General features: G+C 74.4%; 18 protein-coding genes. 11 read left to right on the top strand and 7 right to left on the bottom strand.

Going from position 1 to position 24,199, the window contains the following annotated elements:
- Positions 1–77: 77 nt before the first annotated feature.
- The 3 genes from MT994_RS08865 to MT994_RS08855 are packed head-to-tail and all read left to right on the top strand — an operon-like array spanning position 78 to position 4,668.
- Entirely contained in the window at positions 78–1,874 is a 1,797-nt protein-coding gene (locus MT994_RS08865; RefSeq protein WP_194522193.1) for an ABC transporter ATP-binding protein, read from the top strand.
- Positions 1,871–3,604: an ABC transporter ATP-binding protein gene (locus tag MT994_RS08860; protein ID WP_354805926.1), complete on the top strand. Its 1,734-nt coding sequence runs from the start codon at positions 1,871–1,873 to the stop codon at positions 3,602–3,604. Before MT994_RS08865 ends, MT994_RS08860 begins: the two co-directional genes overlap by 4 nt.
- Before the next feature lie 26 nt (positions 3,605–3,630).
- Positions 3,631–4,668, top strand: coding sequence for a GNAT family N-acetyltransferase (locus tag MT994_RS08855; RefSeq protein ID WP_354805925.1), 1,038 nt, complete (start codon positions 3,631–3,633; stop codon positions 4,666–4,668).
- Positions 4,669–4,811: 143 nt separating this feature from the next.
- On the opposite strand, the gene MT994_RS08850 is transcribed toward MT994_RS08855, so the two are convergent.
- Both MT994_RS08850 and MT994_RS08845 read right to left on the bottom strand, forming a co-directional pair.
- On the bottom strand, positions 4,812–5,105 hold the full coding sequence (locus tag MT994_RS08850) for a hypothetical protein (RefSeq protein ID WP_034654148.1): 294 nt from the start codon (positions 5,103–5,105) through the stop codon (positions 4,812–4,814).
- A gap of 182 nt (positions 5,106–5,287) precedes the next feature.
- Positions 5,288–6,181: an SURF1 family protein gene (locus MT994_RS08845; protein ID WP_354805924.1), complete on the bottom strand. Its 894-nt coding sequence runs from the start codon at positions 6,179–6,181 to the stop codon at positions 5,288–5,290.
- A gap of 260 nt (positions 6,182–6,441) precedes the next feature.
- Between MT994_RS08845 and MT994_RS08840 the strand changes: the two genes are divergently transcribed.
- The 5 genes from MT994_RS08840 to MT994_RS08820 all read left to right on the top strand — a co-directional run bounded on the left by MT994_RS08840 (position 6,442) and on the right by MT994_RS08820 (position 14,413).
- Positions 6,442–8,943 carry a phosphoketolase family protein gene (locus MT994_RS08840; protein ID WP_085388382.1) on the top strand — a complete coding sequence of 834 codons (2,502 nt, stop codon included), beginning with the start codon at positions 6,442–6,444 and terminating at the stop codon, positions 8,941–8,943.
- On the top strand, positions 8,940–11,129 hold the full coding sequence (gene pta, locus MT994_RS08835; protein ID WP_354805922.1) for a phosphate acetyltransferase: 2,190 nt from the start codon (positions 8,940–8,942) through the stop codon (positions 11,127–11,129). The genes MT994_RS08840 and pta overlap by 4 nt, the downstream gene beginning before the upstream one ends.
- Complete coding sequence (locus tag MT994_RS08830) at positions 11,126–12,385, top strand: acetate kinase (protein ID WP_043656335.1); 1,260 nt, start codon at positions 11,126–11,128, stop codon at positions 12,383–12,385. The genes pta and MT994_RS08830 overlap by 4 nt, the downstream gene beginning before the upstream one ends.
- Positions 12,386–12,495: 110 nt before the next feature.
- Positions 12,496–13,557 carry a DUF4031 domain-containing protein gene (locus MT994_RS08825; protein WP_354805920.1) on the top strand — a complete coding sequence of 354 codons (1,062 nt, stop codon included), beginning with the start codon at positions 12,496–12,498 and terminating at the stop codon, positions 13,555–13,557.
- A gap of 169 nt (positions 13,558–13,726) precedes the next feature.
- On the top strand, positions 13,727–14,413 hold the full coding sequence (locus MT994_RS08820; protein WP_354805918.1) for an ElyC/SanA/YdcF family protein: 687 nt from the start codon (positions 13,727–13,729) through the stop codon (positions 14,411–14,413).
- A 10-nt stretch (positions 14,414–14,423) separates the two neighbouring features.
- On the opposite strand, the gene MT994_RS08815 is transcribed toward MT994_RS08820, so the two are convergent.
- From MT994_RS08815 to MT994_RS08800, 4 genes are read right to left on the bottom strand one after another with little or no spacing between them, the layout of a single operon-like run.
- Positions 14,424–16,067 carry a succinic semialdehyde dehydrogenase gene (locus MT994_RS08815; RefSeq protein ID WP_354805917.1) on the bottom strand — a complete coding sequence of 548 codons (1,644 nt, stop codon included), beginning with the start codon at positions 16,065–16,067 and terminating at the stop codon, positions 14,424–14,426.
- Positions 16,064–17,119: a GNAT family N-acetyltransferase gene (locus MT994_RS08810; protein WP_354805915.1), complete on the bottom strand. Its 1,056-nt coding sequence runs from the start codon at positions 17,117–17,119 to the stop codon at positions 16,064–16,066. The genes MT994_RS08815 and MT994_RS08810 overlap by 4 nt, the downstream gene beginning before the upstream one ends.
- The gene (locus MT994_RS08805; protein ID WP_354805914.1) at positions 17,116–17,754 is read right to left on the bottom strand and encodes a GNAT family N-acetyltransferase; all 639 of its coding nucleotides are present in this window, start codon (positions 17,752–17,754) and stop codon (positions 17,116–17,118) included. The genes MT994_RS08810 and MT994_RS08805 overlap by 4 nt, the downstream gene beginning before the upstream one ends.
- A 7-nt stretch (positions 17,755–17,761) precedes the next feature.
- Positions 17,762–18,886, bottom strand: a complete 1,125-nt coding sequence (locus MT994_RS08800; RefSeq protein WP_034653983.1) for a GuaB3 family IMP dehydrogenase-related protein — start codon at positions 18,884–18,886, stop codon at positions 17,762–17,764.
- Positions 18,887–19,035: 149 nt separating this feature from the next.
- On the opposite strand from MT994_RS08800, the gene MT994_RS08795 reads away from it, so the two are divergent.
- Together MT994_RS08795 and MT994_RS08790 are read left to right on the top strand one after the other, a co-directional pair.
- Positions 19,036–19,737, top strand: coding sequence for an exonuclease domain-containing protein (locus tag MT994_RS08795; protein ID WP_144680615.1), 702 nt, complete (start codon positions 19,036–19,038; stop codon positions 19,735–19,737).
- Positions 19,738–19,874: 137 nt separating this feature from the next.
- Entirely contained in the window at positions 19,875–21,410 is a 1,536-nt protein-coding gene (locus MT994_RS08790; protein WP_021482704.1) for a UDP-N-acetylglucosamine 1-carboxyvinyltransferase, read from the top strand.
- 93 nt (positions 21,411–21,503) lie between these two features.
- Here MT994_RS08790 and MT994_RS08785 read toward each other — a convergent pair whose 3' ends face one another.
- Positions 21,504–22,142, bottom strand: a complete 639-nt coding sequence (locus tag MT994_RS08785; RefSeq protein ID WP_031316315.1) for a Rid family hydrolase — start codon at positions 22,140–22,142, stop codon at positions 21,504–21,506.
- Between the two features lie 357 nt (positions 22,143–22,499).
- Between MT994_RS08785 and MT994_RS08780 the strand changes: the two genes are divergently transcribed.
- On the top strand, positions 22,500–24,113 hold the full coding sequence (locus tag MT994_RS08780) for an FAD-dependent oxidoreductase (RefSeq protein WP_114553186.1): 1,614 nt from the start codon (positions 22,500–22,502) through the stop codon (positions 24,111–24,113).
- Positions 24,114–24,199 lie beyond the last annotated feature (86 nt).

The raw sequence follows: 24,199 nt of genomic DNA, 5'->3' as shown, positions 1-24,199 counted from the left end.
CCGCGTGCGGTGGCGTGACGCGGTCGCCGCGTTAAACCGTCGCCGCGTGTCGGACGCCGAACCTAGGGTAGAACACCGTGCGACCCCTCCCTCTCCCCGACCCGGGGACCCCCGACCTGCGCGGCCCGTCCCGCTACCTCCTCTGGATCGCCCGGCGCCAGTGGACGGTGCTCACGGTGTCCGTGCTGCTCGGCCTCGTGAACTTCGCGTGCCAGGCGTTCCAGCCGTACATGCTCGGCCGCGCGCTCGACGAGGGGCTCACCGCCGGGTTCGGTGCCGAGCTGTGGCGCTGGGCGGGCCTCCTGCTCGCGCTGGGCCTGGGCATCGTCGTCACGGGCGTGACGCAGCACCGGTTCGACATCGCGAACTGGCTGCGCTCGGCGCTCACGACGTCGCAGCTCGTGGGCGACGTCACGGCCCGCTCGGGCGACGCGATCACCGAGGAGCTCCCGACGGGCGAGGTCGTGTCCACCGTCGCGAGCGACGCGATGCGCGTCGGCCAGCTCTTCTCGATGATGGGCCAGTTCCTCGGCGCGCTCGGCGCGTACGTCGTCGTGGCGGTCATCATGCTCTCGACGTCGCTCCAACTCGGGCTCGTCGTCGTGCTGGGCCTGCCGGTCGTCGCCGCGGTGCTCGCGCTGCTCGTCAAGCCGCTCCAGCAGCGCCAGGCCGCGCAGCGCGAGGCGCAGGGCCGTCTGACGACGCTCGGGGCGGACACGGTGTCGGGCCTGCGCATCCTGCGCGGGATCGGCGGCGAGGGCGTGTTCGTGGGCCGCTACGCCCGGCAGTCGCAGAAGGTCCGCGAGGCCGGCGTGAAGGTCGCGCACACCCAGGCCACGCTCGACGCGCTCCAGGTGCTCCTGCCCGGCCTGCTCGTCGTGCTCGTCGTCTACCTCGGCGCGACGGCGGCCCTGCGCGGCGAGATCACGCCCGGGCAGCTCGTCGCGTTCTACGGGTACGCGGCGTTCCTCGGCTGGCCGCTGCAGGTCGCGACGCAGATGCTCAACATCGCGACGCGCGCCCACGTCGCCGCGCGCAAGATCGTGCGCGTCCTCGCCGTCGAGCCGGCCGCGGGCGCGAGCCCGGCCACCGCGCCCATGCCGCCCGAGGGCAGCCCCCTCGTCGACGAGACGAGCGGCCTGGTGCTCGAGCCGGGACGCGTCGTCGCGCTCGTCTCGGCGGACCCGGACGCGTCGGCGGCCGTCGCGACCCGGCTGGGCCGGTTCGACGACGCCGCGGAGGCGGCCACGCCCGTGCGGCTCGGCGGCACACCGCTCGCCGCGCTCGACAAGCACGCGCTCCGGCGCCGCGTCGTCGTCGCCGAGGCGACGCCGCAGCTCTTCTCGGGCGCGCTGCGCGACGAGCTCGACGCGCGCGGCACCGCCACGGAGGCCGAGGTGCTCGCCGCGGTGAGCACGGCCGACGCGCACGACGTGCTCGACTCCGTGCCCGACGGCCTCGCGGGCGAGCTGCCCGAGAAGGGGCGGTCGCTCTCGGGCGGCCAGCGCCAGCGCGTCGCGCTCGCCCGGGCGCTCCTCACGGACCCGGAGATCCTCGTCCTCGTCGAGCCGACGAGCGCCGTCGACGCGCACACCGAGGCGCGGATCGCCGCGAGCCTCGCGCAGGCCCGTCGCGGGCGCACGACCCTCGTCGTCACGGCGTCGCCGCTCGTGCTCGAGCACGTCGACGAGGTGCTGCTCCTCGAGGACGGCCGGGTCACGGCGCGCGGCACGCACCGCGACCTCGTCGACCGCGCCCACTCCCCCGCGACAGCACCGGACGACGACGCGGCCCGGTACCTGCGCGTCGTCGGGCGCTCGCTCGACGACACCCCCGCCCTCGCCCGCACCGCACCCGAAGGAGGCCAGGCATGAGGCTCCCCGTCGCCGACGGCCCCGCCGTCCGCGCCGCCGCCGGACGCCTGTTCGCCCGGCACCGCGGCACGTTCGTGCTCATCGCCGTCCTCCACACCCTGGCCGCGGTCGCGGGTCTCGTGGGGCCGTGGCTCCTCGGCCGGCTCGTCGACGCCGTCACCGAGGGCACCACGTCGTCGTACGTGACGACCGTCGTCGCCGTGGGCGCGGGCGCGGTCGTCGCGCAGGCCGTCCTGCGCCGGTACGCGCAGCGGCTGTCCATGGTCTTCGGCGAGACCGTGTTCGCCGAGCTCCGCGAGGACCTCGTCGAGACGGTGACGTCGCTGCCGCTGTCCACGGTCGAGCGCGCGGGCACGGGCGACCTCGTGGCGCGCACGACGAACGACGTCGACCGCATCCAGCACGCCGTGCGGTTCGGCGTGCCGCAGCTCCTCGTCGCGGTCGTCACGCTCGTGCTCACGGCGGTCGCGGCCGTCGTCGTCGCGCCGCTCGTCGCGCTCGCGCTGTTCGTGGGCGTGCCGCTGCTCGTCGTCGTGTCGCGGTGGTACCTCAAGCGCGCGTCGGCCGGCTACCAGCGCGAGGCCGCCGCCTACGCGACGCTCAACGGCACCATCACCGAGAGCGTCGAGGGCGCGCGCACGGTCGACGCGCTCGCGCTCACCGAGCGCCGCCAGGCGCGCGTGCGCGCCGACCTCACCGAGGCGTTCGAGGCGGAGCGGTACACCCTCGGGCTGCGCACCGTGCTGTTCCCGGGCATCGACCTGGCCATCGCGATCGCGCCCGTCGCGGCGCTCGTGTGGGGCGCGTGGCTGCTCTCGCAGGGCCAGACGACGCTCGGCGCCGTGGCCACGGTGACGACCTACGCGTTCCAGCTCGCCGGGCCGGTGTGGAACCTCATCTTCTGGCTCGACGAGATCCAGGTGGCCGCGGCGTCGTACGCGCGCATCGTCGGCGTCGCGCAGGTGCCCGGCGACCGCACCCCGACGGGCGACGTGCCCGACGGCGACCGCCTCGTCGCACGCGACGTCGAGTACGCCTACCGCGAGGGCCACCCCGTGCTGCACGGCGTCTCGCTCGACCTCGAGCCGGGTGAGCGGCTCGCCGTCGTCGGGCCGTCGGGCGCGGGCAAGTCGACCCTGGGCCGCATGCTCGCGGGCATCCACCCCCCGACGGCGGGGTCCGTCCGCTCCGGCGGCGTGCGGCTCGTCGACCTGCCGCTCGAGGACCTGCGGCGCGAGGTCGCGCTCGTCACGCAGGAGCACCACGTGTTCGTCGGCACGCTCGCGGACAACCTGCGCCTCGCGAAGGTCGACGCGAGCGAGGCCGAGCTGCTCGACGCGCTCGACGCCGTCGACGCGCGCGGGTGGGCCGAGTCGCTGCCCGAGGGGCTCGCCACGACCGTGGGGTCGGGCGGGCACGTGCTCACCCCGGCGCAGGCGCAGCAGCTCGCGCTCGCGCGCCTCGTGCTGCTCGACCCGCACACGCTCGTGCTCGACGAGGCGACGTCGCTCCTCGACCCCCGGGCGGCCCGCCACCTCGAGCGCTCGCTCGACGCCGTGCTGGCCGGCCGGACGGTCGTCGCGATCGCGCACCGCCTGCACACCGCGCACGACGCCGACCGCGTCGCCGTGGTCGACGGAGGCCGCATCAGCGAGATCGGCCCGCACGACGAGCTCGTCGCCGCAGGCGGCGACTACGCGCGGCTCTGGCACTCCTGGCAGCAGGAGTAGCGCCGGTCGGTGCCAAGATGGTGCCGATGCCTGGAACCACGAGCGCCACCCCGCACGACCTCCCGACCCTCCCGAGCCCCTGGCGGGCCCGGGTCCCCGGCTACGCCGACATCGACGCGCTCGTCCGGCTGCGACGCCTCGACGAGCTCCAGGGGACGGGCTCGACGCACGTCGACCCCGCCGGGATCGAGTCCGAGGTCGCGGGGCTGGCCTCCTGGACGCGGCGCCAGCTGGTCGCCGTCGGGCCCGACGACGTCCCGCGCGCCTGGGTGACCGTGCACGACCGCGCCGCCGGGCGGGCCACCGTCTGGGGCTACTTCGACCGCGACGTGGCCGAGGTCGACGCGATCGCGGACGCGTTCTACCGCTGGGCGGAGCGCACCGCGGTCGCGATGGCGCGCCTGCGCGGCGTGACGGCGACGCGCCTCGACGAGAGCCCGTTCGCCGACGACGCGCGCCAGGCGCAGTGGCTGGCCCGGGCCGGGTACGCGCGGCGGCGGAGCTGGCTGCACATGACGCGCCCCGTCGTCCCCGACGAGGCCGCGCTCGCCCCGCGCGCCGGGGTCACGGTCCGCCCGGTCGAGCGGCACGAGAACGGGATGCCCGTCGCGGCCGACCTCCAGGTCGTGCACCAGATGCTGGAGACGTCCTTCCAGGACCACTTCAACTCCTACCGCGAGAGCTTCTCGGAGTTCGTGCAGCGGCTCCGCGAGGACCCGGGCCACAGCTGGGACCACTGGTGGCTCGCGTACGTGGACACCGCCGACGGCCACCGCGTCCCCGCGGGCACGGTCGTGTGCTCGTCGATCGCCGCGGGCGAGAGCGGCGCGCCGGGCACCTACGTCGAGTACATCGGGGTGACGCGCGCCGCCCGCGGCCGCGGCGTGGCGAAGTCGCTGCTCGCGACGGTGATCGCCGACGCCGCCCGGGACGGTCGCGACCGCGTGGCGCTCGAGGTCGACGCCGACTCCCCCACCAAGGCCGACCAGCTCTACCGCTCGCTCGGCTGGGAGACGGACTACGTCACCGAGTCGTGGTTCAAGGACCTCGACCTCGACGGCTGACCGCGGGCGGCCGGGACGCACCTCCGGTCGCGGGGCCGGGCCCGGACGCGCCGGTGCCCGGCCGTCGCGGACGACGACCGGGCACCGGGTGACGCAGCGAAGGGCGACCTGACGGAGTCAGACGACCCGACGGGACGAGCGCGTCAGAAGCACGAGACGTGGATCGCCACCGACGCGTCGGTCGACGTCGCGTAGGCGGTGCCCTGGCCGTCGTAGTCGTACATCGTCACCGCCGCGCCCGCGCTGTTGCGCGCGCTGTTGGTCGTCCCGTTGACCCGGAGCGACACGTTCGTCGGCGCGCTCGCCGTGATCTTCGCGTCGCGGGTGCCGCAGTTGTACGGCGTGGTCCTGCTCGCCGCGCTCGCGCTCGCCGCCGGCGCGAGGACCAGTCCGATCGTGACCGCTGCCACCGCGAACGGTGCAAGACGCTTCTTCATGGAGTACCCCCGTGTCTCTCCGACCGCCGGGCGACGTCGACCGGCGGACCGCCCGGACGCTCTGTCCGGGCGGGATAAGACTGAGGTCCGTACATATGTCCGGCAAGCGGTGTGTCACGTGGTGAGACGGTGGTCCGTCCGCTCCCGCCCCGGGACGCGGCGCGTGCGCTCCCGATCCGCTCTCAGGAGGTCGTTCGCGGGCCGGTCGCGTCGGCGTCGGCCGGGCCGGGGAGGCCGGCGATCCCGGCGTCCTCCCCGCGCGCGCGGCGCTTGCCGCCCGCCGCCTCGTCGCGCACGAGCCGGACCCACAGCAGCACGGCGAACCCGCCGAACACCCACCACTGGAGCGCGTAGAACAGGTTCTGCAGGTTGAGCCCCGTGCCGCCCTCGATCGTCGGGCGCGGGAGCTGGGCCGGGCCGCCGTCGGCCGCCGACGGCTGCGCCGGGTCCGAGGACAGCAGCACGAGGTAGCCCGAGTACATCGGCCCGCCCCACGCGTTGACGAGCTCGCCCGTGGAGATCGCGTCGGTGCGGCCGGGGGCGGAGCCGCCCTGCCCGGCGGCCTCGGAGGCCTGGAGGTAGCCGGTGAGGCGCACGACGCCGTCCGGCGGGTCGAGCGCGGCGCTCTCCTCGGGCGACTCGACCCAGCCCCGCACGACAGGCAGGACCGGGGCGCCCGAGAGGTCGGCCCACGACGCGCCCTGGGTGCCGTCATCGGTCACGTGGAGCGGGGTGAGCACGAGGTAGCCGACACGGCCGTCGAGCGCGCGACCCTCGACGAGGAGCTGCCCCTCCGCGTCGTACTCGCCCTCGACCCAGGCCTGCCGGCCGACGAGCTCGCCGGGGAACGTGGACTGCGGCGGGAGCAGCACGCCGACGCCCTCGGGTCCGGCGGCCTCGAGCTCGGCGGCCTCGTGCTGCGCCGCGAGCTCGGCGCGCTGCTGGGCGCGGTCGAGCTGCCAGACGCCGAGCCGCGCGCACACCGCCGCGGCGACGAGGAGGAGCACGAGCAGCCCGACGACCCGGGGCTGGCGGGCGACCGCCCAGAACGAGCGGGGCGCGGTGGGCTCGGGCACGACCCCACGGTATCCGGGGCGCGGGCGGGTCCCCGCATCCGGACCGACTGGCGGGCGAACGTCACACGCCGCCCAGCGGCCCCCGGCGTCGGGGACAACGTCCTCGGCCGTGGTTCCCGGGCGCGGGACCTTGGACCTTTTGTGCCGTCGTGGGCGCAGGTCACACCGTCCGGCGCCAGGAGGAATAGTGCAGGCCCCCGGTCGATGGGGTTGTATGAAGCCGTAGTCGTTCACGGACCCTTCCCCCGCAGGAGCGTGAGATGAGCACGACCACCGTCACCGAGTCCACCGCCTGGCAGCCCACCGAGATCGCACCGCTCGACGACGACACCCTGCGTCGGGTCGACGCCTGGTGGCGCGCGGCGAACTACCTCTCGGTCGGCCAGATCTACCTCCTCGACAACCCGCTGCTGCGCACGCCGCTGGACCGCGAGGACGTCAAGCCGCGCCTCCTGGGCCACTGGGGCACCACGCCGGGCCTCAACTTCCTCTACGCGCACCTCAACCGCGCGATCGCGCAGCGCCGCCAGTCGACGATCTACGTCGCCGGCCCCGGCCACGGCGGCCCCGGCCTCGTCGCGAACGCGTACCTGGAGGGCACGTACTCCGAGACCTACTCGGACGTCACCCAGGACACCGAGGGCCTGCGCCGGCTGTTCCGCCAGTTCTCCTTCCCGGGCGGCATCCCGAGCCACGTCGCGCCGGAGACGCCCGGGTCGATCCACGAGGGCGGTGAGCTGGGCTACGCGCTCTCCCACGCGTACGGCGCGGCGTTCGACAACCCCGACCTGCTCGTCGCCGCGGTCGTCGGCGACGGCGAGGCGGAGACGGGCCCGCTCGCGACGAGCTGGCACTCGAACAAGTTCGTCAACGCACGCAACGACGGCGTCGTCCTGCCGATCCTGCACCTCAACGGCTACAAGATCGCGAACCCGACGGTGCTCGCGCGCATCAGCGACGACGAGCTGCGCGACCTCATGATCGGCTACGGCCACACGCCGTACTTCTTCACGGGCGGGTTCGACGGCGAGGACCACTTCGAGGTGCACCGCCGCTTCGCACAGCTCCTCGACGAGGTGCTCAACCACATCGCACAGATCAAGGCCGACGCCGCGGCGGGGAACGACGAGCGTCCCGCGTGGCCGATGATCGTGTTCCGCACGCCGAAGGGCTGGACGTGCCCGCCGGTCATCGACGGCAAGAAGACCGAGGACTCGTGGCGCGCGCACCAGGTGCCGCTCGCGAGCGCCCGGGACACCCCGGAGCACCTCGAGGTGCTGCGCGGCTGGCTCGAGTCCTACCGGGCCGACGAGCTGTTCGACGAGGACGGCCGCCTGGTCGACGACGTCGCGGCGCTCGCCCCCGAGGGCACGCTCCGGATGAGCGACAACCCGCACGCGAACGGCGGCCTCCTGCTCAAGGACCTGCGTCTGCCGGACTTCCGCGACTACGCCGTGGACGTCACCGGGCCGGGCAGCAGCATCGCCGAGTCGACGCGCGTCCTCGGGCAGTGGCTCACCGACGTCGTGCGGAAGAACCCGGACAACTTCCGGATCTTCGGCCCCGACGAGACGGCGTCGAACCGCCTCCAGGCCGTGTACGAGGTCACGGACAAGCAGTGGAACGCCGACTTCTTCGGGCCCGACGTCGACGAGCACCTCGCGCGCGCCGGCCGCGTCATGGAGATGCTGTCGGAGCACCAGTGCCAGGGCTGGCTGGAGGGCTACCTGCTCACCGGGCGGCACGGCCTGTTCACGAGCTACGAGGCCTTCATCCACATCGTCGACTCGATGTTCAACCAGCACGCGAAGTGGCTCAAGGTCACGAACCACATCCCGTGGCGGCGCCCGGTCGCGAGCCTCAACTACCTGCTGTCGAGCCACGTGTGGCGCCAGGACCACAACGGCTTCAGCCACCAGGACCCGGGCTTCATCGACCACGTCGTGAACAAGAAGGCCGAGATCGTCCGCGTCTACCTGCCGCCGGACGCGAACACGCTGCTCTCGACGTACGACCACTGCCTGCGCTCGCGCCAGTACGTGAACGTCGTCGTGGCGGGCAAGCAGCCCGCGCCGCAGTTCCTGTCGATGGACCAGGCGATCGCGCACTGCTCGCGCGGCCTCGGCATCTGGGACTGGGCCGGCACCGAGGTCGAGGGCGAGGACCCGGACGTCGTGCTCGGCGCCGCGGGCGACGTGCCCACGCTCGAGGTGCTCGCCGCGGCGGACATCCTGCGCCGGCGCATCCCCGACCTCAAGGTCCGGGTCGTCAACGTCGTGGACCTCATGCGGCTCCAGGACGAGAAGGAGCACCCGCACGGCCTGTCGGACAAGGACTTCGACACGCTCTTCACGACGGACCGGCCGGTCATCTTCAACTACCACGGCTACCCGTGGCTCATCCACCGCCTCACGTACCGCCGCACGAACCACGCGAACATCCACGTGCGCGGCTACAAGGAGGAGGGCACCACCACCACCCCGTTCGACATGGCCATGCTCAACGACATCGACCGCTACCACCTGGTGATCGACGTCATCGACCGTGTGCCGTCCCTGCGCTCGACCTACGCGGGCCTGCGCCAGGAGATGGTCGACGCGCGGCTGGCGGCCCGCCAGTACACCCGCGAGCACGGGGAGGACATCCCCGAGGTGCGCGACTGGGTGTGGCCGGACGTCGGCGAGACGGCGACCGAGGAGGGTGGCCCGCAGTACAACGGCGCGAGCGCCGCCGTGCAGGACACCGGAGGAGACAACGAGTGAGCGACACCGCTCGCAGCATCTACATCACCTCGCCCGAGGGCGAGACGGGCAAGTCCACGATCGCGCTGGGGGTCCTCGACCTGCTGGTCCGCAAGGTCCAGCGGGTCGGGGTCTTCCGGCCGGTCACCCGGGCCGCCGGCCCGGACGTGCAGGACTACGTGCTCGAGCTGCTGCTCGCGCACGACGGCGTGGACGTCACCGCCGAGCAGGCGATCGGCGTCACGTACGAGGACGTCCACGCCGACCAGGAGGCCGCGCTCTCGCGGATCGTGGCCCGGTACCACGAGGTCGCGAGCCAGTGCGACTTCGTGGTCGTCGTGGGCACGGACTACACCGACGTCGCCGGGCCGACCGAGCTGTCGTTCAACGCGCGCGTCGCGGCGAACCTCGGCGCGCCGGTCCTCCTCGTCGTCTCCGGCAAGGGCCGCACGCCCGACGCCGTGGGCAACCTCATCGAGGTGAGCGTCGCCGAGCTGCGCTCGCAGCACGCGCAGCCCATCGGCGTCGTCGCGAACCGCGTGCAGCCGGACGACCTCGACGCGGTGCGCGCGCTGCTCGGGTCGCTGGGACCGGACGGCGAGCCGCTCGCGGGCGGGGCGTCGTCGGGCCCGACGGCGCAGCCCGCCCCGGGCACGCGGCTGCCGGGCTGGGCGGTGCCCGAGGACCCGTTCCTCGACGCGCCGACCGTGCGGATCCTCATGGAGGCCGTGGGCGGGACGCTCGCGTTCGGCGAGGAGGAGCTCCTCGCGCGCGAGGCGACCGACCTGCTCGTCGGTGCGATGTCGTTCGAGCACCTGCTCGACCGGCTCACCGACGGCGCCGTCGTCATCACGCCCGGCGACCGGGTGGACATCCTCATCGGGCTGCTCGCGGCCCACTCGGCGTCGGGCTTCCCGTCGCTCGCGGGCGTCATCCTCAACGGCGGTTTCTTCCCGCCCGAGTCGACGGCGCGCCTCGTCGCGGACCTCGACCCGAGCCTGCCGATCATCCGCACCGACCTCGGGACGTTCCGCTCGGCGAGCGCCGCCGCGAGCGCCCGGGGCCGCGTGACCAAGGAGTCGCAGCGCAAGGTCGACACGGCGCTCGCGCTGTTCGAGCAGAGCGTCGACGGCGCGGCGCTCCTCGCGGGGCTCGACGTGCCCCGGCCCGAGGTCGTCACGCCGCTGATGTTCGAGTACGAGCTGCTGTCGCGCGCCCGCGCGGACCGCAAGCACGTCGTGCTGCCCGAGGGCGACGACGACCGCATCCTGCGCGCCGCGTCCACGCTGCTCGGCCGCCAGGTCGCGGAGCTGACGATCCTCGGCGAGGAGCAGAAGGTCCGCGCCCGCGCGGCGGAGCTCGGCCTCGACATCGACGCCGCGCACGTCGTCAGCCCGCACGACCCGGAGCTCGTCGAGCGGTTCGCCGCGGAGTACCAGCGGCTGCGCGCGCACAAGGGCATGACGCTCGAGGAGGCGCGCGAGCGCGTCCAGGACGTGTCCTACTTCGGCACGATGATGGTCCACCTCGGGCTCGCGGACGGCATGGTGTCGGGTGCGAAGCACACGACGGCGCACACCATCAAGCCGTCGTTCGAGATCATCAAGACCCAGCCGGGCGTGTCCGTCGTCTCGTCCGTGTTCCTCATGTGCCTGCAGGACCGTGTGCTCGTCTACGGCGACTGCGCGGTCATCCCCGACCCGACGGCCGAGCAGCTCGCGGACATCGCGATCTCCTCGGCGGCGACGGCGCAGCAGTTCGGCGTCGACCAGCGGGTCGCGATGCTGTCGTACTCGACCGGCGAGTCCGGCTCGGGGGCCGACGTGGACAAGGTGCGCCGGGGCACCGCGCTCGTGCGCGAGCGGCGCCCCGACCTGTTCGTCGAGGGCCCGATCCAGTACGACGCGGCCGTGGACGCGTCCGTCGCGGCGTCGAAGATGCCAGGCTCGGACGTCGCGGGGCGCGCGACCGTGTTCATCTTCCCGGACCTCAACACGGGCAACAACACCTACAAGGCGGTCCAGCGCTCGGCGGGCGCCGTCGCGGTGGGCCCGGTCCTCCAGGGCCTCAACAAGCCGGTGAACGACCTCTCGCGCGGCGCGCTCGTGCAGGACATCGTCAACACCGTCGCGATCACCGCGATCCAGGCGCAGGCCCCGGCCGACGCCGTCGACCCCACCTCTGACTCCCAGGGAGCCACGTCATGACGATCCTGCCCGAGGGCGAGCGCCCCAACCCCTACAGCGCGTACGGCGCGCACGGGTCCGTGCTCGTCATGAACTCGGGGTCGTCCTCGCTCAAGTACCAGCTCGTCAACCCCGTCGGCGGCGAGGCGATCGCCGCGGGCACGATCGAGCGCATCGGCGAGGAGTCCGGGATCATCAAGCACCGGTTCGCCGGGAACACGACGACGCGCGAGGAGCCCGTCGCGGACCACGGGCACGCGCTGCGCATCGCGCTGAGCATGTTCGACGAGGTCGGCCCGACCCTCTCGGACGCCGACGTGTACGCGGTGGGGCACCGCGTCGTGCAGGGCGGCTCGCTGTTCGCCGACCCGGTCCTCGTCGACGACGGCGTGCTCGAGCGTATCCGCTCGCTGTCCCCGCTCGCGCCGCTGCACAACCCGGCGAACGTCAAGGGCATCGAGGTCGCGCGGTCGCTGCTCGGCGACGTGCCGCACGTCGCGGTGTTCGACACCGCGTTCTTCCAGCGGCTGCCGCAGCACGTCGCGACGTACGCCCTGGACGCCGAGGTCGCCGAGAAGTACGCGATCCGCCGCTACGGCGCCCACGGCACGAGCCACCAGTACGTGTCCGGGAAGGTCGCGCGCGTCCTCGGGCGCCGGATCGAGGGTCTCAACACGATCGTCCTGCACCTCGGCAACGGCGCCTCGGCGTCGGCCGTCAAGGGCGGCGTGCCGGTCGAGACCTCGATGGGCCTGACCCCGCTCGAGGGCCTCGTCATGGGCACGCGCACGGGCGACATCGACCCTGCGGTCGTGTTCCACCTCGCGCGCAACGCGGGCATGAGCATCGACGAGATCGACGACCTGTTCAACAAGCGCTCGGGCGTCAAGGGGCTGTCCGGCGTGAACGACTTCCGCGAGCTGCACCGGCTCATGGAGGCCGGCCACGAGGGTGCCCGCCTCGCGTTCGACGTCTACATCCACCGGCTGCGCAAGTACGTCGGCGCGTACGCCGCCGTGCTCGGCCGCGTGGACGTCGTCGCCTTCACCGCAGGCGTCGGCGAGCACGACGCCGAGGTGCGCGCCGCCGTCGTCGAGGGGCTCGAGCCGCTCGGCCTCGCCGTCGACCCGGACCGCAACGCCGTCGACTCCGGCGAGCCGCGCGTCATCTCGCCGGACTGGACGAGCACGCTCGTCATGGTGGTCCCGACGATGGAGGAGCTCGCCATCGCGCGCCAGTCGGTCGAGGTCGTCGAGGCGGCCTCGCGCGCCGGCTGATCCCCGCACGCCCGGGCTCCTCCGGGTGACACCTACGCGGCTCAGGCCGCTCCCCGGCCGGTGAGCCGACGCCCGCGCGTCGGCTCGCCGGTCGGTGGCATGCTCGGGCGGTGACCGTTCTCATCGACCCGCCCGCGTGGCCCGCCCACGGGACGCTGTTCAGCCATCTCGTGTCCGACGCGTCGCTCGCGGAGCTGCACGCGTTCGCGGCGTCGATCGGCGTGAGCCCGCGGGCGTTCGACCTCGACCACTACGACGTCGCCGCCGAGCGGTACGACGTCGCGGTCGCCGCGGGCGCGGTGCCCGTCGGGGGTCGCGAGCTCGCGCGGCGCCTCGGCGCCTCCGGCCTGCGCGTCCCCGGCCGGGCGCGGCGCGCGGCGAAGGCCGACGCGCTCCTCGCGCGCTGGGCCGCGCTCCTCCCGGGCGCGCGCGACGTCGGCGTCGAGCTCGTCGAGCGCTGGCACGAGCCGCACCGCGTCTACCACGGGCCCGAGCACCTCGTGCACGCGCTCGACTCCCTCGCGCTCCTGGAAGGACGCCCGCCCGGCGTGCCCGACGCCGCCCGGCCACCCGCCCGCGCAGGTACCGCCGCCGCGTCGGGCAGCACGGCGTCGGGCGGAACGTCCGGCGGCGCGGTGTCGGGCGGCGCGGTGTCGGGCGGCGCGCCGAGCGGCGCGCTGTTGGGCGGCGCACCGAGCGGCGCGGCGTCGGTCACGGGCGTGATGCCGGCGGTGACGCAGCTCGCGCTGTGGTTCCACGACGCGGTGCACGACGGCGAGGCGGGCCGCGACGAGGAGCGGTCGGCCGAGCTCGCGGACGCCCGGCTGGCGGGCCACCTCGGTGCCCGCGAGGTCGAGGAGGTCGTGCGGCTCGTGCTCGTGACGACCGACCACGCCCCGGCGCCGGGCGACGGGCCCGGGGCGCTCGTCTCGGACGCCGACCTCGCCGTCCTCGGGTCCGCGCCGGACCGGTACGCGCGCTACGCCCGCCAGGTGCGCGCCGAGTACGCCCACGTGCCCGACGACGCCTTCCGCACCGGGCGGGCCGCCGTCCTGCGCGCGCTGCTCGGAGGCGGCACGCTGTTCCGCACCCCGCAGGCCGCCGCGCTCTGGGAGGACCGCGCCCGCGCCAACCTCACCGCCGAGCTCACGACCCTCACCTCCCCCACCTGACCTGACCCTCGCTCCCTCCCCCGCCCCCGGCCCCGGCCCCGGCCCCGGCCCCACCCCCACCCGCCGAACAGGCGGTCTTGGTCCGTCCCGGACGGCGGACGGACCAGGACCACCTGCTCGGCCGGCCAGGAGCGCCTGGTCGACGCGGCGGCGACGTTAGGGTCGGGACGTGACCGACGATCCGGCGTCGCCGCCCACCACCACGCCGTCAGCAGCAGCCCCGACAGCACCGTCGTCCGACAGGTCCTCGTCGGGGCGTCCGCGCCGGTCCCGACGGCGGCGCCTGACCCTCGGGACGGCCGCCGGGCTCGTGGTGCTCGTCCTGGCGCCGTTCGTCGTGGTGCAGGCCGTGGGGCGCTCGCACGTCGCCGACCCCGCGCACGTGCCGCCGAGCGACGCGATCGTCGTGCCGGGTGCGGGGCTGCGGCCGGACGGGACGCCGTCCACGTACCTGCGCCGTCGGCTCGACGCGGCGGCCGAGCTCTACGACCGGGGCGTCGCGCCCGTCGTGCTCGTGAGCGGCGACGCGCACGACGACTACGACGAGCCCGGCTCGATGCGCGCATGGCTGCTGGGCCGCGGCGTGCCCGACGACGCGATCCTGCTCGACCGCGAGGGCTTCGACACCCACGCGACGTGCACGCGCGCGGCGTCGGAGTTCGGCGTCGGCACGGCGGTGGTCGTCACGCAGGGGTACCACCTGCCGCGCACGCTGTTCTCGTGCCGCGTCGCGGGTCTCGACGCCGTGGGGGTCGGCGTGAGCGCGGCGAGCGTGGAGCCGTGGAAGGTCGTGCTCTACCGCGCCCGCGAGGTTCCCGCGGCGACGAAGGCCGTGCTCGACGCCGTGCTCCGCTGAGCGGGCTCCGTCAGGGCAGCCGCAGGCGGCGCATGACGTCGAGCGCCGACGTGAGGACCTTGCTCGGCAGCTCCCCGCCGAGCTGGTAGAGCGTGTCGAGCGTGAGGCCCTGGTTCGCGCCGCGCTGCACGGAGATCGTCTGCGCCTCGGTGAGCGCCTCGATCCCCTCGCGCCCGTGGCGGCGCCCGAGGCCCGACGCCTTGAACCCGCCCATCGGCGCCCCGACGGAGCCCCACGTCGCGGAGTAGCCGTCGTTGACGTTGACCGTCCCGGCCTCGACGCGCGCCGCGATCCGGCGGCCCCGGGCGGCGTCGCGCGTCCACACGCTCGCGTTGAGCCCGTACTCGGTGTCGTTCATGACCTCGACGGCCTCGTCGTCGCTCGCGACCCTGCGCACGGAGACGACCGGGCCGAACGTCTCCTCGCGCGCGCACGCCGCGTCGTCGGGCACGTCGTCGAGGACGGTGGGCGCGTAGAACCACGGGCCGATGTCCGCCCGGTGCACGCCGCCCGCGAGGACGCGCGCGCCGCGCGCGATGGCGTCCTCGACGTGGGCGACCACGCGGTCGAGCTGCGCCTGCGACGTGAGCGACCCCATGTCCGCCGAGTAGTCGAGCCCGGCGCCGAGACGCATCTCACGCACGAGGGGCACGAACTCGTCGAGGAACGCGTCCGCCACGTCCTCGTGCAGCACGAGCCGCTCGATCGACACGCAGAGCTGGCCGGAGTTGGAGAAGCACGCGCGCACGGCGCCACGCGCGGCGGCGCGCACGTCGGCGTCGGCCGCGACGTAGAGCGGGTTCTTGCCGCCCAGCTCGAGCGTCGCGCCGATGAGGCGCTCCCCCGCCCGCGCCGCGACCTTGCGGCCGGTGGCCGTCGAGCCCGTGAACGCGATGTGGTCCACGTGGTCGGTCACCGCAGCGCCGACGTCTCCCCCGCCCGCGACGACGAGGAACAGGTCGGCGGGCAGCCCCGCCTCCTCGAGCAGCTCGGAACCCCACAGCGCGGTGAGCGTCGTCTGCGGGTCCGGCTTGAGCACGACGGCGTTCCCCGCCACGAGCGCGGGCACGGCCTCGGCGAACGCGAGCGTCAGCGGGTAGTTCCACGGCGCGATGACGCCGACCACGCCCACAGGACGACGGTGCACGCGCGTGCCGGTGAGCACGGGCAGCATCCCCGGCGCCCGCCGGTCGGCGAGGTAGAGCGGGCCGCGCTGGGCGTAGTGGCGCGTGAGGATCGCGACGTCCGCGACCTCCTCGAACGCGCTGCGCCGCGACTTGCCGGACTCCATCTGGATGAGGTCGAGGCCGTCCGACTGGCGCGCGAGCACGAGCTCGCCGAAGCGCCGCAGCACCGCCGCGCGCTCGCGCACCGAGCGGGCTGCCCAGGCCGGCTGCGCGGCCCGCGCGCGTGCCACGGCACGGGCGACGTCCTCGACGGACGAGACGGGGACCGCGGCGAGCGGGGCTCCCGTGGACGGCAGGACGGAGCGGTGCATGCCCGCCTCGTTGCTCGTGACGACGCGCTGCGCGAGGGGGGCCACGACCTCCGGCTCGAGGACGTAGGTCGCGGCCGGGTTCTCGGGGTCGATCAGGCCGTCCAGCGCGGCGCCGTCGCCGCGCCCGGAGCCGGGTGTGCCGGATGAGCTCGTCATGGGGACAGGCTACGTCGTGGCGCTGACAGCGCGTCGACGGGCTGCTCCCACGTGGTGAGCACGGGCCGGAAGCCCTGCCGCGCCCAGAAAGGCGCGGACAGCGGGTTGAGCACGCCGTGGTGCAGTACGACGACGGCGCCCGGCCCCGCCTGCTCGTGCACGCGCGCGAGCGCCGCGTCGACGAGGGCCCCGCCGACCCCGGTCCCGCGCGCGCCGCCCCTAACGTGCAGCAGGACGAGGTAGGCGACCGGCCCCGCCGTGACGGTCCCGGCCACGGCCCCGGAGCGCTCCGGCGGCTCGACCGCGACGACGCCCACGACCTCACCACTCCGCTCCCCCGGCCCCTGGTGGCGCGCCACGAGGACCGTGGTGCGCGGGTTCTCGACGGCGGCGGCGACCTGGGCGGCGAGGTGCTCGGCCGCGAGCGGCCGGACGCGGGCCGCGCCCACGAGCTCGTCGTACGCGAGCTCGGCGCGCTGGTGCTCGACGACGGCGGCCACGTCGTCCGGGCCGGCGTCGGCCAGCACGATCCCGGGGAGGTCGGTGCGGGGCCGGGCAGGCCGGGTGCCGCGGCGCGCGGCGAGGTGCACGGTCGGGCGCAGGCCGCTCGCCGCGAGGGCGCCCACGGCCTCGACGTCGCGGCTCGGCCACAGGAGCGCCAGGCCGTGGTCGCGGGGTGCGGGGCCCCGCTCGGGCAGCCCGTCGCCCGCCGGTGCGCTGCCCGGGTCGCGCGCGACGCGCGCCGTCCAGGCCGCGACGAGCGCGCGGACCGCGCCGCCCACGTCCGGTCCCGCCGCGCGCGCCCGCAGCCGGTGCTCGCGCAGCGCGCGGAACCCTGCCGCCGCGGAGCCGGGTCCGACGTCCCCGACGCCGAGGAGCCCCGCGGCCCGGGAGCCGTCCGGGAGCCGCACGGCGAGGAGACGCTCGTCGCCCGCGGTGGCACCGAGAGCGGGGACCGCCACGAGCGGGTCGAGCGCGGCGACGCGCGCGCGGTGCTCGGTCTCGAGGGCGGCGAGCTCGTCGTCGTCCGGCCGCCACGCGGCGGGGGTCATCGTCGGGCGTCGCGGGCGTCCGGGGCTCCGAGCGGGCGGCCGAGCACGACGCACTCCTGGTCCGCGTACCCCAGGCGCTCGTAGAAGCCGCGCACCACGTCGTTCGTGGAGCGCACCATGAGGCGCACGGCCCGCGCACCCTGCGCGGCGAGCCACGCCTCCGCCGCGACGACCGTCGCACGGCCCGCGCCGCGCCCCTGGACGCGCGGGTCGACTGCCACGTAGTAGAGCCAGCCACGGTGCCCGTCCACGCCGGCCATCGCCGTCGCGACGAGCTCCCCGGCCGCGACCCCGGGCGCCTCGGGAGCACCGCCCGGGGCCACCGTGGGCAGGTCGCGCGTCGCGCGACCCACGAGCACCGTCGAGGTCTCGCCCAGGCGGGCGTCGGCGAGGTCGCGGTACGGGTCGTTCCAGGGCCGGGTGAGCCCGCACTCCCGCCACAGCGCGACCACCGCCTCGACGTCGGCGTCCTCGACCTCGGTGAAGACCAGGTCGGTGGAGGCCTCCGTCGAGACCGCGTCCGCGACGTCAGTCTCCGGGCGGCCCGCGCCCGCGGCGGGCACGGAGCCGTTGCCGCCCGGCGCGCCGTCGCCGGCGTGCGTCAGGCGCGGACCGTCGGCGATGCGTCCGGCCACGGCGGGCTCAGCGGGGCTGGTACGGAGAGACGACGACCTCGACGCGCTGGAACTCCTTGAGGTCCGAGTACCCGGTCGTCGCCATGGCCCGGCGGAGCGCGCCGACGAGGTTGAGCGTGCCGTCCGCCTGGCGGCCCGGCCCGAAGAGGATCTCCTCGAGGGTGCCGGCCGTGCCGACGCGCACGCGCTCGCCGCGCGGGAGCTGGGCGTGGTGGGCCTCCGAGCCCCAGTGCCAGCCCTTGCCCGGTGCCTCCTCGGCCCGCGCGAGCGCCGCGCCGAGCATCACCGCGTCGGCGCCGCACGCGACCGCCTTGACGAGGTCACCCGAGCGGCCGACGCCGCCGTCCGCGATGACGTGCACGTAGCGGCCGCCCGACTCGTCGAGGTAGTCGCGGCGCGCGGCCGCGACGTCCGCGACCGCGGTCGCCATGGGCGCGTGGATGCCGAGCGAGACGCGCGTGGTGTGGGCGGCGCCGCCGCCGAAGCCGACGAGGACGCCCGCGGCGCCCGTGCGCATGAGGTGCAGCGCCGCGGTGTACGTGGACGCGCCGCCCACGACGACCGGGACGTCGAGCTCGTAGATGAAGCGCTTGAGGTTGAGCGGCTCCGCGACGCCGGAGACGTGCTCGGCGGAGACCGTCGTGCCGCGGATGACGAACAGGTCGACGCCCGCGTCGACCACCGTCTGGTAGTGCTCCTGGGTGCGCTGCGGCGACAGGGCCGCGGCGACGGTGACGCCCGCCGCGCGGATCTCCTTGAGGCGCTGCGTGATGAGGTCGGCCTTGATGGGCTCGGCGTAGATCTCCTGCATGCGGCGCGTCGCCTCGAGCGGCTCGAGCCCGGCGATCTCCTCGAGGAGCGCGGTCGGGTCGTCGTAGCGCGTCCACAGGCCCTCGAGGTCGAGGACGCCGAGGCCGCCGTGGTTGCCGAGCGCGACGGCGGTCGCCGGGCTCATGACCGAGTCCATGGGTGCCGCGAGGATCGGCAGGTCGAAGTGGTAGGCGTCGATCTGCCACCCGACCGACACCTCCTCCGGGTCGCGCGTGCGCCGCGAGGGCACGACGGCGACGTCGTCGAAGGAGAACGCGCGCCGACCGCGCTTGCCACGTCCGATCTCGATCTCGTTGCTCACCGGGTCAGCCTACCGGCGGGCCGTGCCCGTCACCTGCACCGACCACCGTGTGGGTGGGCGCTGGCAGGGTGACGCTCGTCGCCGGGACGTCCGGCGACGACGGGAGCGCCGGGCGCCCCGGGGCCCCGACCGGACGGCAGAGGTGGACCGTGACGACGACGCCCTGGACGGCGGGACCGCTGCTCGGTCTCGACACCGAGACCACGGGCCTCGACGTCGACGTCGACCGCGTCGTCACCGCCGCGCTCGTGCTCCGCGAGCCGGGCGCCACGCACGTCCGTACGTGGCTCCTGGACCCGGGCGTCGAGATCCCGGCGGAGGCCACGGGGATCCACGGCATCACGACCGCGCACGCCACGGCGCACGGGTCGGCCCCCGCCGTCGCGCTCGACGAGATCGCGACGCTCGTCGTCGACGCCCAGCGCGACGGCGTCCCCCTCGTCGCCTACAACGCCGCGTTCGACCTCGCGATCCTCGACACCGAGCTCGTGCGGCACGGCCTGCCGACGCTCGCTGCGCGCCTCGGGCGGCCCGTGCGGCCGGTGCTCGACCCGCTCGTGCTCGACCGGGCGTGGGACCCGGCCCGCGAGGGCAAGCGCCGGCTCGTCGACCTGTGCGCGCGCTACGAGGTGCTCGACGTCGGGCCCCTGCACACGGCGGACGGGGACGTGCTCGCGACGCTCGACCTGCTCGACGCGCTCGCCCGCGCGTACCCGGACCTGGCCGGGCTCGGGCCGGTCGCGCTGCACGACCTGCAGGTCGTCGCGCACCGGCGGTGGGTCGACGCCCTGGACCCGGACCGCGACCAGCCCTACGTCGGCGCCGGCGCGGACGGGCGCTGGCCGGGCTGACCCGGGCACACGCCCGCGGCGCCAGCTGCGGGTATATCTCATGATGCGGGTGAAGGTCCTGTGGTGAAGGCATGGTGGCGGGCCTGAGGACACCCGTCGCCGCGTCGATATCTCATCCATGAGTTATCGTCGCTCTCATGACAGCGATCGACGACGCACCTCTCACGCAGGTCGGCGCGCTCATCCGCGGCGCCCGCCAGAACCGGGGTCTCACCCAGACCCAGCTCGCGGAGCGGCTCGGCACGAGCCAGAGCGCCGTGCACCGCATCGAGCAGGGCTCGCAGAACCTCAGCCTGGAGATGCTCAACCGCATCGGGCTCGCGCTCGACTCCGAGATCATCAGCCTCGGCGGCCCCAAGCACGCGCACCTGCGCGTCCAGGGCGGCCACACCCTCTCCGGCCGCATCGAGGTGAACTCCTCCAAGAACGGCGCGGTCGCGCTGCTGTGCGCCTCGCTCCTCAACCGCGGCCGCACCACCCTGCGCGGCGTGGCCCGCATCGTCGAGGTCGACCGCATCGTCGACGTGCTGCGCTCCATCGGCGTGCGGGCCACGTGGACGACGGGCGGCAGGGACCTCGAGATCGTCGTGCCGGAGCGCCTCGACCTGGCCGCGATCGACGTGGACGCCGCGCGCCGCACGCGCTCGATCATCATGTTCCTCGGGCCGCTGCTCGGGCTGCGGGACACCTTCGAGCTCCCGTACGCGGGCGGCTGCGACCTCGGGACCCGCACCGTCGAGCCGCACATGATCGCCCTGCGGCCCTTCGGCCTGGCCGTCACCGCGACGGGCGGGAACTACCACGCGACCGTCGCCCCGGCGTCGGGCACGGACCTGTCGGTCGTGCTCACCGAGCGCGGCGACACCGTCACCGAGAACGCGCTCATGGCCGCGGCCCGCCGCGACGGCGTGACGACGATCCGCAACGCCAGCTCCAACTACATGGTGCAGGACCTCTGCTTCTACCTCGAGCTGCTCGGCGTGCAGGTGGAGGGCATCGGCACGACGACCCTGCGCGTGCACGGCCGCACCGACATCGACGTGGACGTGGAGTACGCCGTCTCGGAGGACCCGGTCGAGGCGATGAGCCTGCTCACGGCGGGCATCGTCACGGGCTCGGAGATCACCGTGGCCCGCGTCCCGATCGAGTTCATGGAGATCGAGCTCGCGACGCTCGCCGAGATGGGCCTGCGGTACACGCAGAGCGCCGAGTACGTGGCGCGCAACGGCCGTTCGCGCCTGGTCGACGTCACGGTGCACCCCAGCGAGCTGCACGCGCCGATCGACAAGATCCACCCCATGCCGTTCCCCGGCCTCAACATCGACAACCTGCCGTTCTTCGCGGTCATCGCCGCGAACGCGCAGGGCACGACGCTCATCCACGACTGGGTCTACGAGGGCCGCGCGATCCACCTCACCGACCTCACGCGGCTCGGCGCCGACGTGCGGCTCCTGGACGCCCACCGGCTCCAGGTGACGGGCCCGACGCGCTGGTCGGGCGCCGAGGTGAGCTGCCCGCCCGCCCTGCGCCCCGCCGTCGTCATCCTGCTCGCGATGCTCGCCGCGAAGGGCACCTCCGTCCTGCGCGGCGTCGACATCATCGCGCGCGGCTACGAGGGCCTCACCGAGCGCCTGCGCGAGCTCGGCGCGAACATCGAGACGTTCCGCGACTGACCCCTCGCCGCCCTCGGCGTCGTCAGCTCCCTCGGGACCGCGCCGGCACGACCACGACGGGCCGCCCTCCTGCGGGAGGGCGGCCCGTCGTCGTCACTTCGGGTAGACGGCGTCGACCTCCACCTCGACGAGCCAGCCGTCGACCGGCAGGTTCTCGATCTCGAGCGCGAAGCGCGACGGCCGGGCCGCGTTGACCACCATGGGCGCCGTCCGGGCCGAGCCGAGCTGGACCTCGAGCGTCGCGCCGGTCGCGAGGTTCGTGTTCGCGAAGAACTGGCGGTAGGCGCGGTTCCAGCCGGCAAAGTCCATCTTCTCCTGGCCGGCGGGGTTCTGGAGGAACACCCGCATGGAGACGACGTCGTCGTAGGAGAGCCCGGCCCGCTCGAGGTTCTCCCCGATCCGCATGAGGACGTTGATGCCCTGCGCCTCCGTGATCGTCACGCCGGCCGGCAGGACGCCGCCGGGGAAGACGTCGGTCGGGACGTAGCGCTGCTCGGCCGTCGCGCCGGGCGTCGTGTTCATCGCGGCGGGACCGAGGCCGGACGACTTGTACCAGGCGACGTTCTTCCCGATCGCGACGCCGTCGGCGATGGACGGGGTGTCGCCGGTGACGAAGGAGTGGGCCTCGGTGGGCCTCGGCTCGAAGAGCTTCCCGGCGGCGACGGCGGTGCCGGGGACGGCGACGGCGGCGGTGAGGGCGACGGCGACGACGACCTTGGTGCGGTTCTTCATGCAGGCCTCCCAGGGGACGACGGGCGCCACCCTGGCGCCCGGGCTCCGGCCGGTCGCGAGGACCGCCGGGGCCGCGACGCTAGCCAGCCTCCGTTTCCGCGCCGTGACGGCGACGTGTCGGGTCGTCGCCGGTCCCGCCGCGTGCCCGACGCTGCGGCGCGCCGCCCCGCGGGCGTCGCCGAGGGCCGCGACACGAGACGTTTACGAGAGCCGCGAACCGTTGACCGACGCGAAACGCGCCGGACCCGTGCTCGCGACGACACGTCCCTAGCGTCGGGCCCGGTGCTGACGGCGGCACCCGGCATCGTGGGCCGGGCTCGCCGCCCGTCAGGCCGTGGACGAGAGGGCTCCAGCCACATGGTCACTGACGAGAAGACGACCGGCGTCTCGCGCCGCAACTTCCTCCAGGCCGTCGGGGTCGGCTCCAGCGCCGGCGTGATGTTCGCGACGATGGGCGCGGTGGGCCTCGCCCCGACGGCCGCCGCCCAGCCGCGGAACGAGTCGTGGACACCGCCGCGGGGCAGCGACTTCAGCCTCACCGGCCGCTCCGCGAAGAAGGTCGTCGTCGTCGGCGCCGGGCCGGCGGGCCTCGCCACGGCGTACGAGCTGCAGAAGGCCGGCTACCGCGTCACGGTCCTCGAGGCGCGGCACCGCGTCGGCGGCCGGACGCTGACGATACGCGGCGGCGACGCGGAGACGGACGTCAACGGCGTCACGCAGAAGGCGCGGTTCGCCGACGGCGTCTACATGAACGCGGGCGCGGGGCGCATCGCCCAGTGGATGGTCACCATGGACTACCTGCGCGAGCTCGGCGTCCCCTACGAGGTGTTCACCAACGCCAACGCGGACGCCTACCTCTACAACGAGCGCTCCGGCGCGACCCCCGGCAACCCGGTCCGGTACCGCACCGCGAAGGCCGACGTGTTCGGCTACACGTCCGAGCTGCTCAGCTATGCGACCGACCAGGGCGCGCTGGACCAGAAGCTCACCGCCGCGGACAAGGAGAACCTGCGCGCGTTCCTCCGGTCGTGGGGCTCGCTCCAGGCCGACGGGAGCTACCGGGGCGGGAACAACCGCGGGTACGCGGTCTACCCGTCCGCGTGGAACGAGCACGGCACGCCGCTGCCCGGCCCGGGCTCGGTGTCGGAGGTGCTCGCCTCGAAGGTCGGGCAGTACTTCCCGTTCGAGATCAACTGGGAGCAGTCGATGCTCATGTTCCAGCCCAAGGGCGGCATGGACACGACCTACGACTACTTCGTCAGGGCGATCGGCAAGCAGAACGTCCAGCTCAGCTCGCCCGTCACCGCGGTGAAGAACACGCCGCGCGGCGTCTCGGTCACGTACACCGCCCACAACGGCAAGGCGCGGCAGATCGACGCCGACTTCGCCGTCGTCTCGGCGCCCGCGGGGCTCATGCGCCGCTGGGACACCAACTGGGGGCCCGACGTCGACGCCGCGCTCGGCGAGTTCGCCGTCGGGTCGCCCGCGGGCAAGATCGGGCTGCAGTACCGGTCGCGGTTCTGGGAGGACGACCACCGGATCTACGGCGGCATCACCGAGACCGACATGGACCTCGCCCACGTCTGGTACCCGTCCTACGGCTACGGGGAGCGCCGGGGGCTCGTCGTGGGCTACTACAACACCGGCGCGAACGCGCGCGCCTACGCGGACATGACGCCGCGGCAGCGGGAGATGCGCGCCGTCGAGCAGGGCGTGAAGATCCACGGCGAGAAGTACCGGACGGAGCTCGAGAGCTCGTTCTCCATCGCGTGGCACAAGGTGCCCTACATCGAGGGCGCGTGGGCGTACCCGAACACGCAGTCGTCCCGGTTCAAGCTCCTGCAGCAGGGCGCCGGGAACGTGTACTTCGCGGGCGACTGGATGTCCGAGATCTCGGCCTGGCAGCACGGGGCGTTCTGGGCCGCGCGCTACGCCGTCCAGGCGCTGCACGCGCGCGTCATGGCGTCGTGACCGCCGACCGCACGCAGCGCTGACGGGACGACGACGGCCCGGCGCCACCCCGTGAGGATGGTGCCGGGCCGTCGGTCGTGGTGCTG

The organism is Cellulosimicrobium sp. MI9406 (assembly GCF_040595865.1).
Lineage (GTDB): Bacteria > Actinomycetota > Actinomycetes > Actinomycetales > Cellulomonadaceae > Cellulosimicrobium > Cellulosimicrobium funkei.
The sequence above is the reverse complement of the archived record's forward strand: the minus strand, read 5'-3'. Positions and strand labels throughout refer to the sequence as shown.

Bases quoted from the DNA above. Each gene is read 5' to 3' on its own strand.
- MT994_RS08860 (WP_354805926.1), top strand. From the start codon at position 1,871: ATGAGGCTCCCCGTCGCCGACGGCCCCGCCGTCCGCGCCGCCGCCGGA.
- MT994_RS08855 (WP_354805925.1), top strand. From the start codon at position 3,631: ATGCCTGGAACCACGAGCGCCACCCCGCACGACCTCCCGACCCTCCCG.
- MT994_RS08850 (WP_034654148.1), bottom strand. From the start codon at position 5,105: ATGAAGAAGCGTCTTGCACCGTTCGCGGTGGCAGCGGTCACGATCGGA.
- MT994_RS08840 (WP_085388382.1), top strand. From the start codon at position 6,442: ATGAGCACGACCACCGTCACCGAGTCCACCGCCTGGCAGCCCACCGAG.
- MT994_RS08830 (WP_043656335.1), top strand. From the start codon at position 11,126: ATGACGATCCTGCCCGAGGGCGAGCGCCCCAACCCCTACAGCGCGTAC.
- MT994_RS08815 (WP_354805917.1), bottom strand. From the start codon at position 16,067: ATGACGAGCTCATCCGGCACACCCGGCTCCGGGCGCGGCGACGGCGCC.
- MT994_RS08810 (WP_354805915.1), bottom strand. From the start codon at position 17,119: ATGACCCCCGCCGCGTGGCGGCCGGACGACGACGAGCTCGCCGCCCTC.
- MT994_RS08790 (WP_021482704.1), top strand. From the start codon at position 19,875: ATGACAGCGATCGACGACGCACCTCTCACGCAGGTCGGCGCGCTCATC.
- MT994_RS08785 (WP_031316315.1), bottom strand. From the start codon at position 22,142: ATGAAGAACCGCACCAAGGTCGTCGTCGCCGTCGCCCTCACCGCCGCC.
- MT994_RS08780 (WP_114553186.1), top strand. From the start codon at position 22,500: ATGGTCACTGACGAGAAGACGACCGGCGTCTCGCGCCGCAACTTCCTC.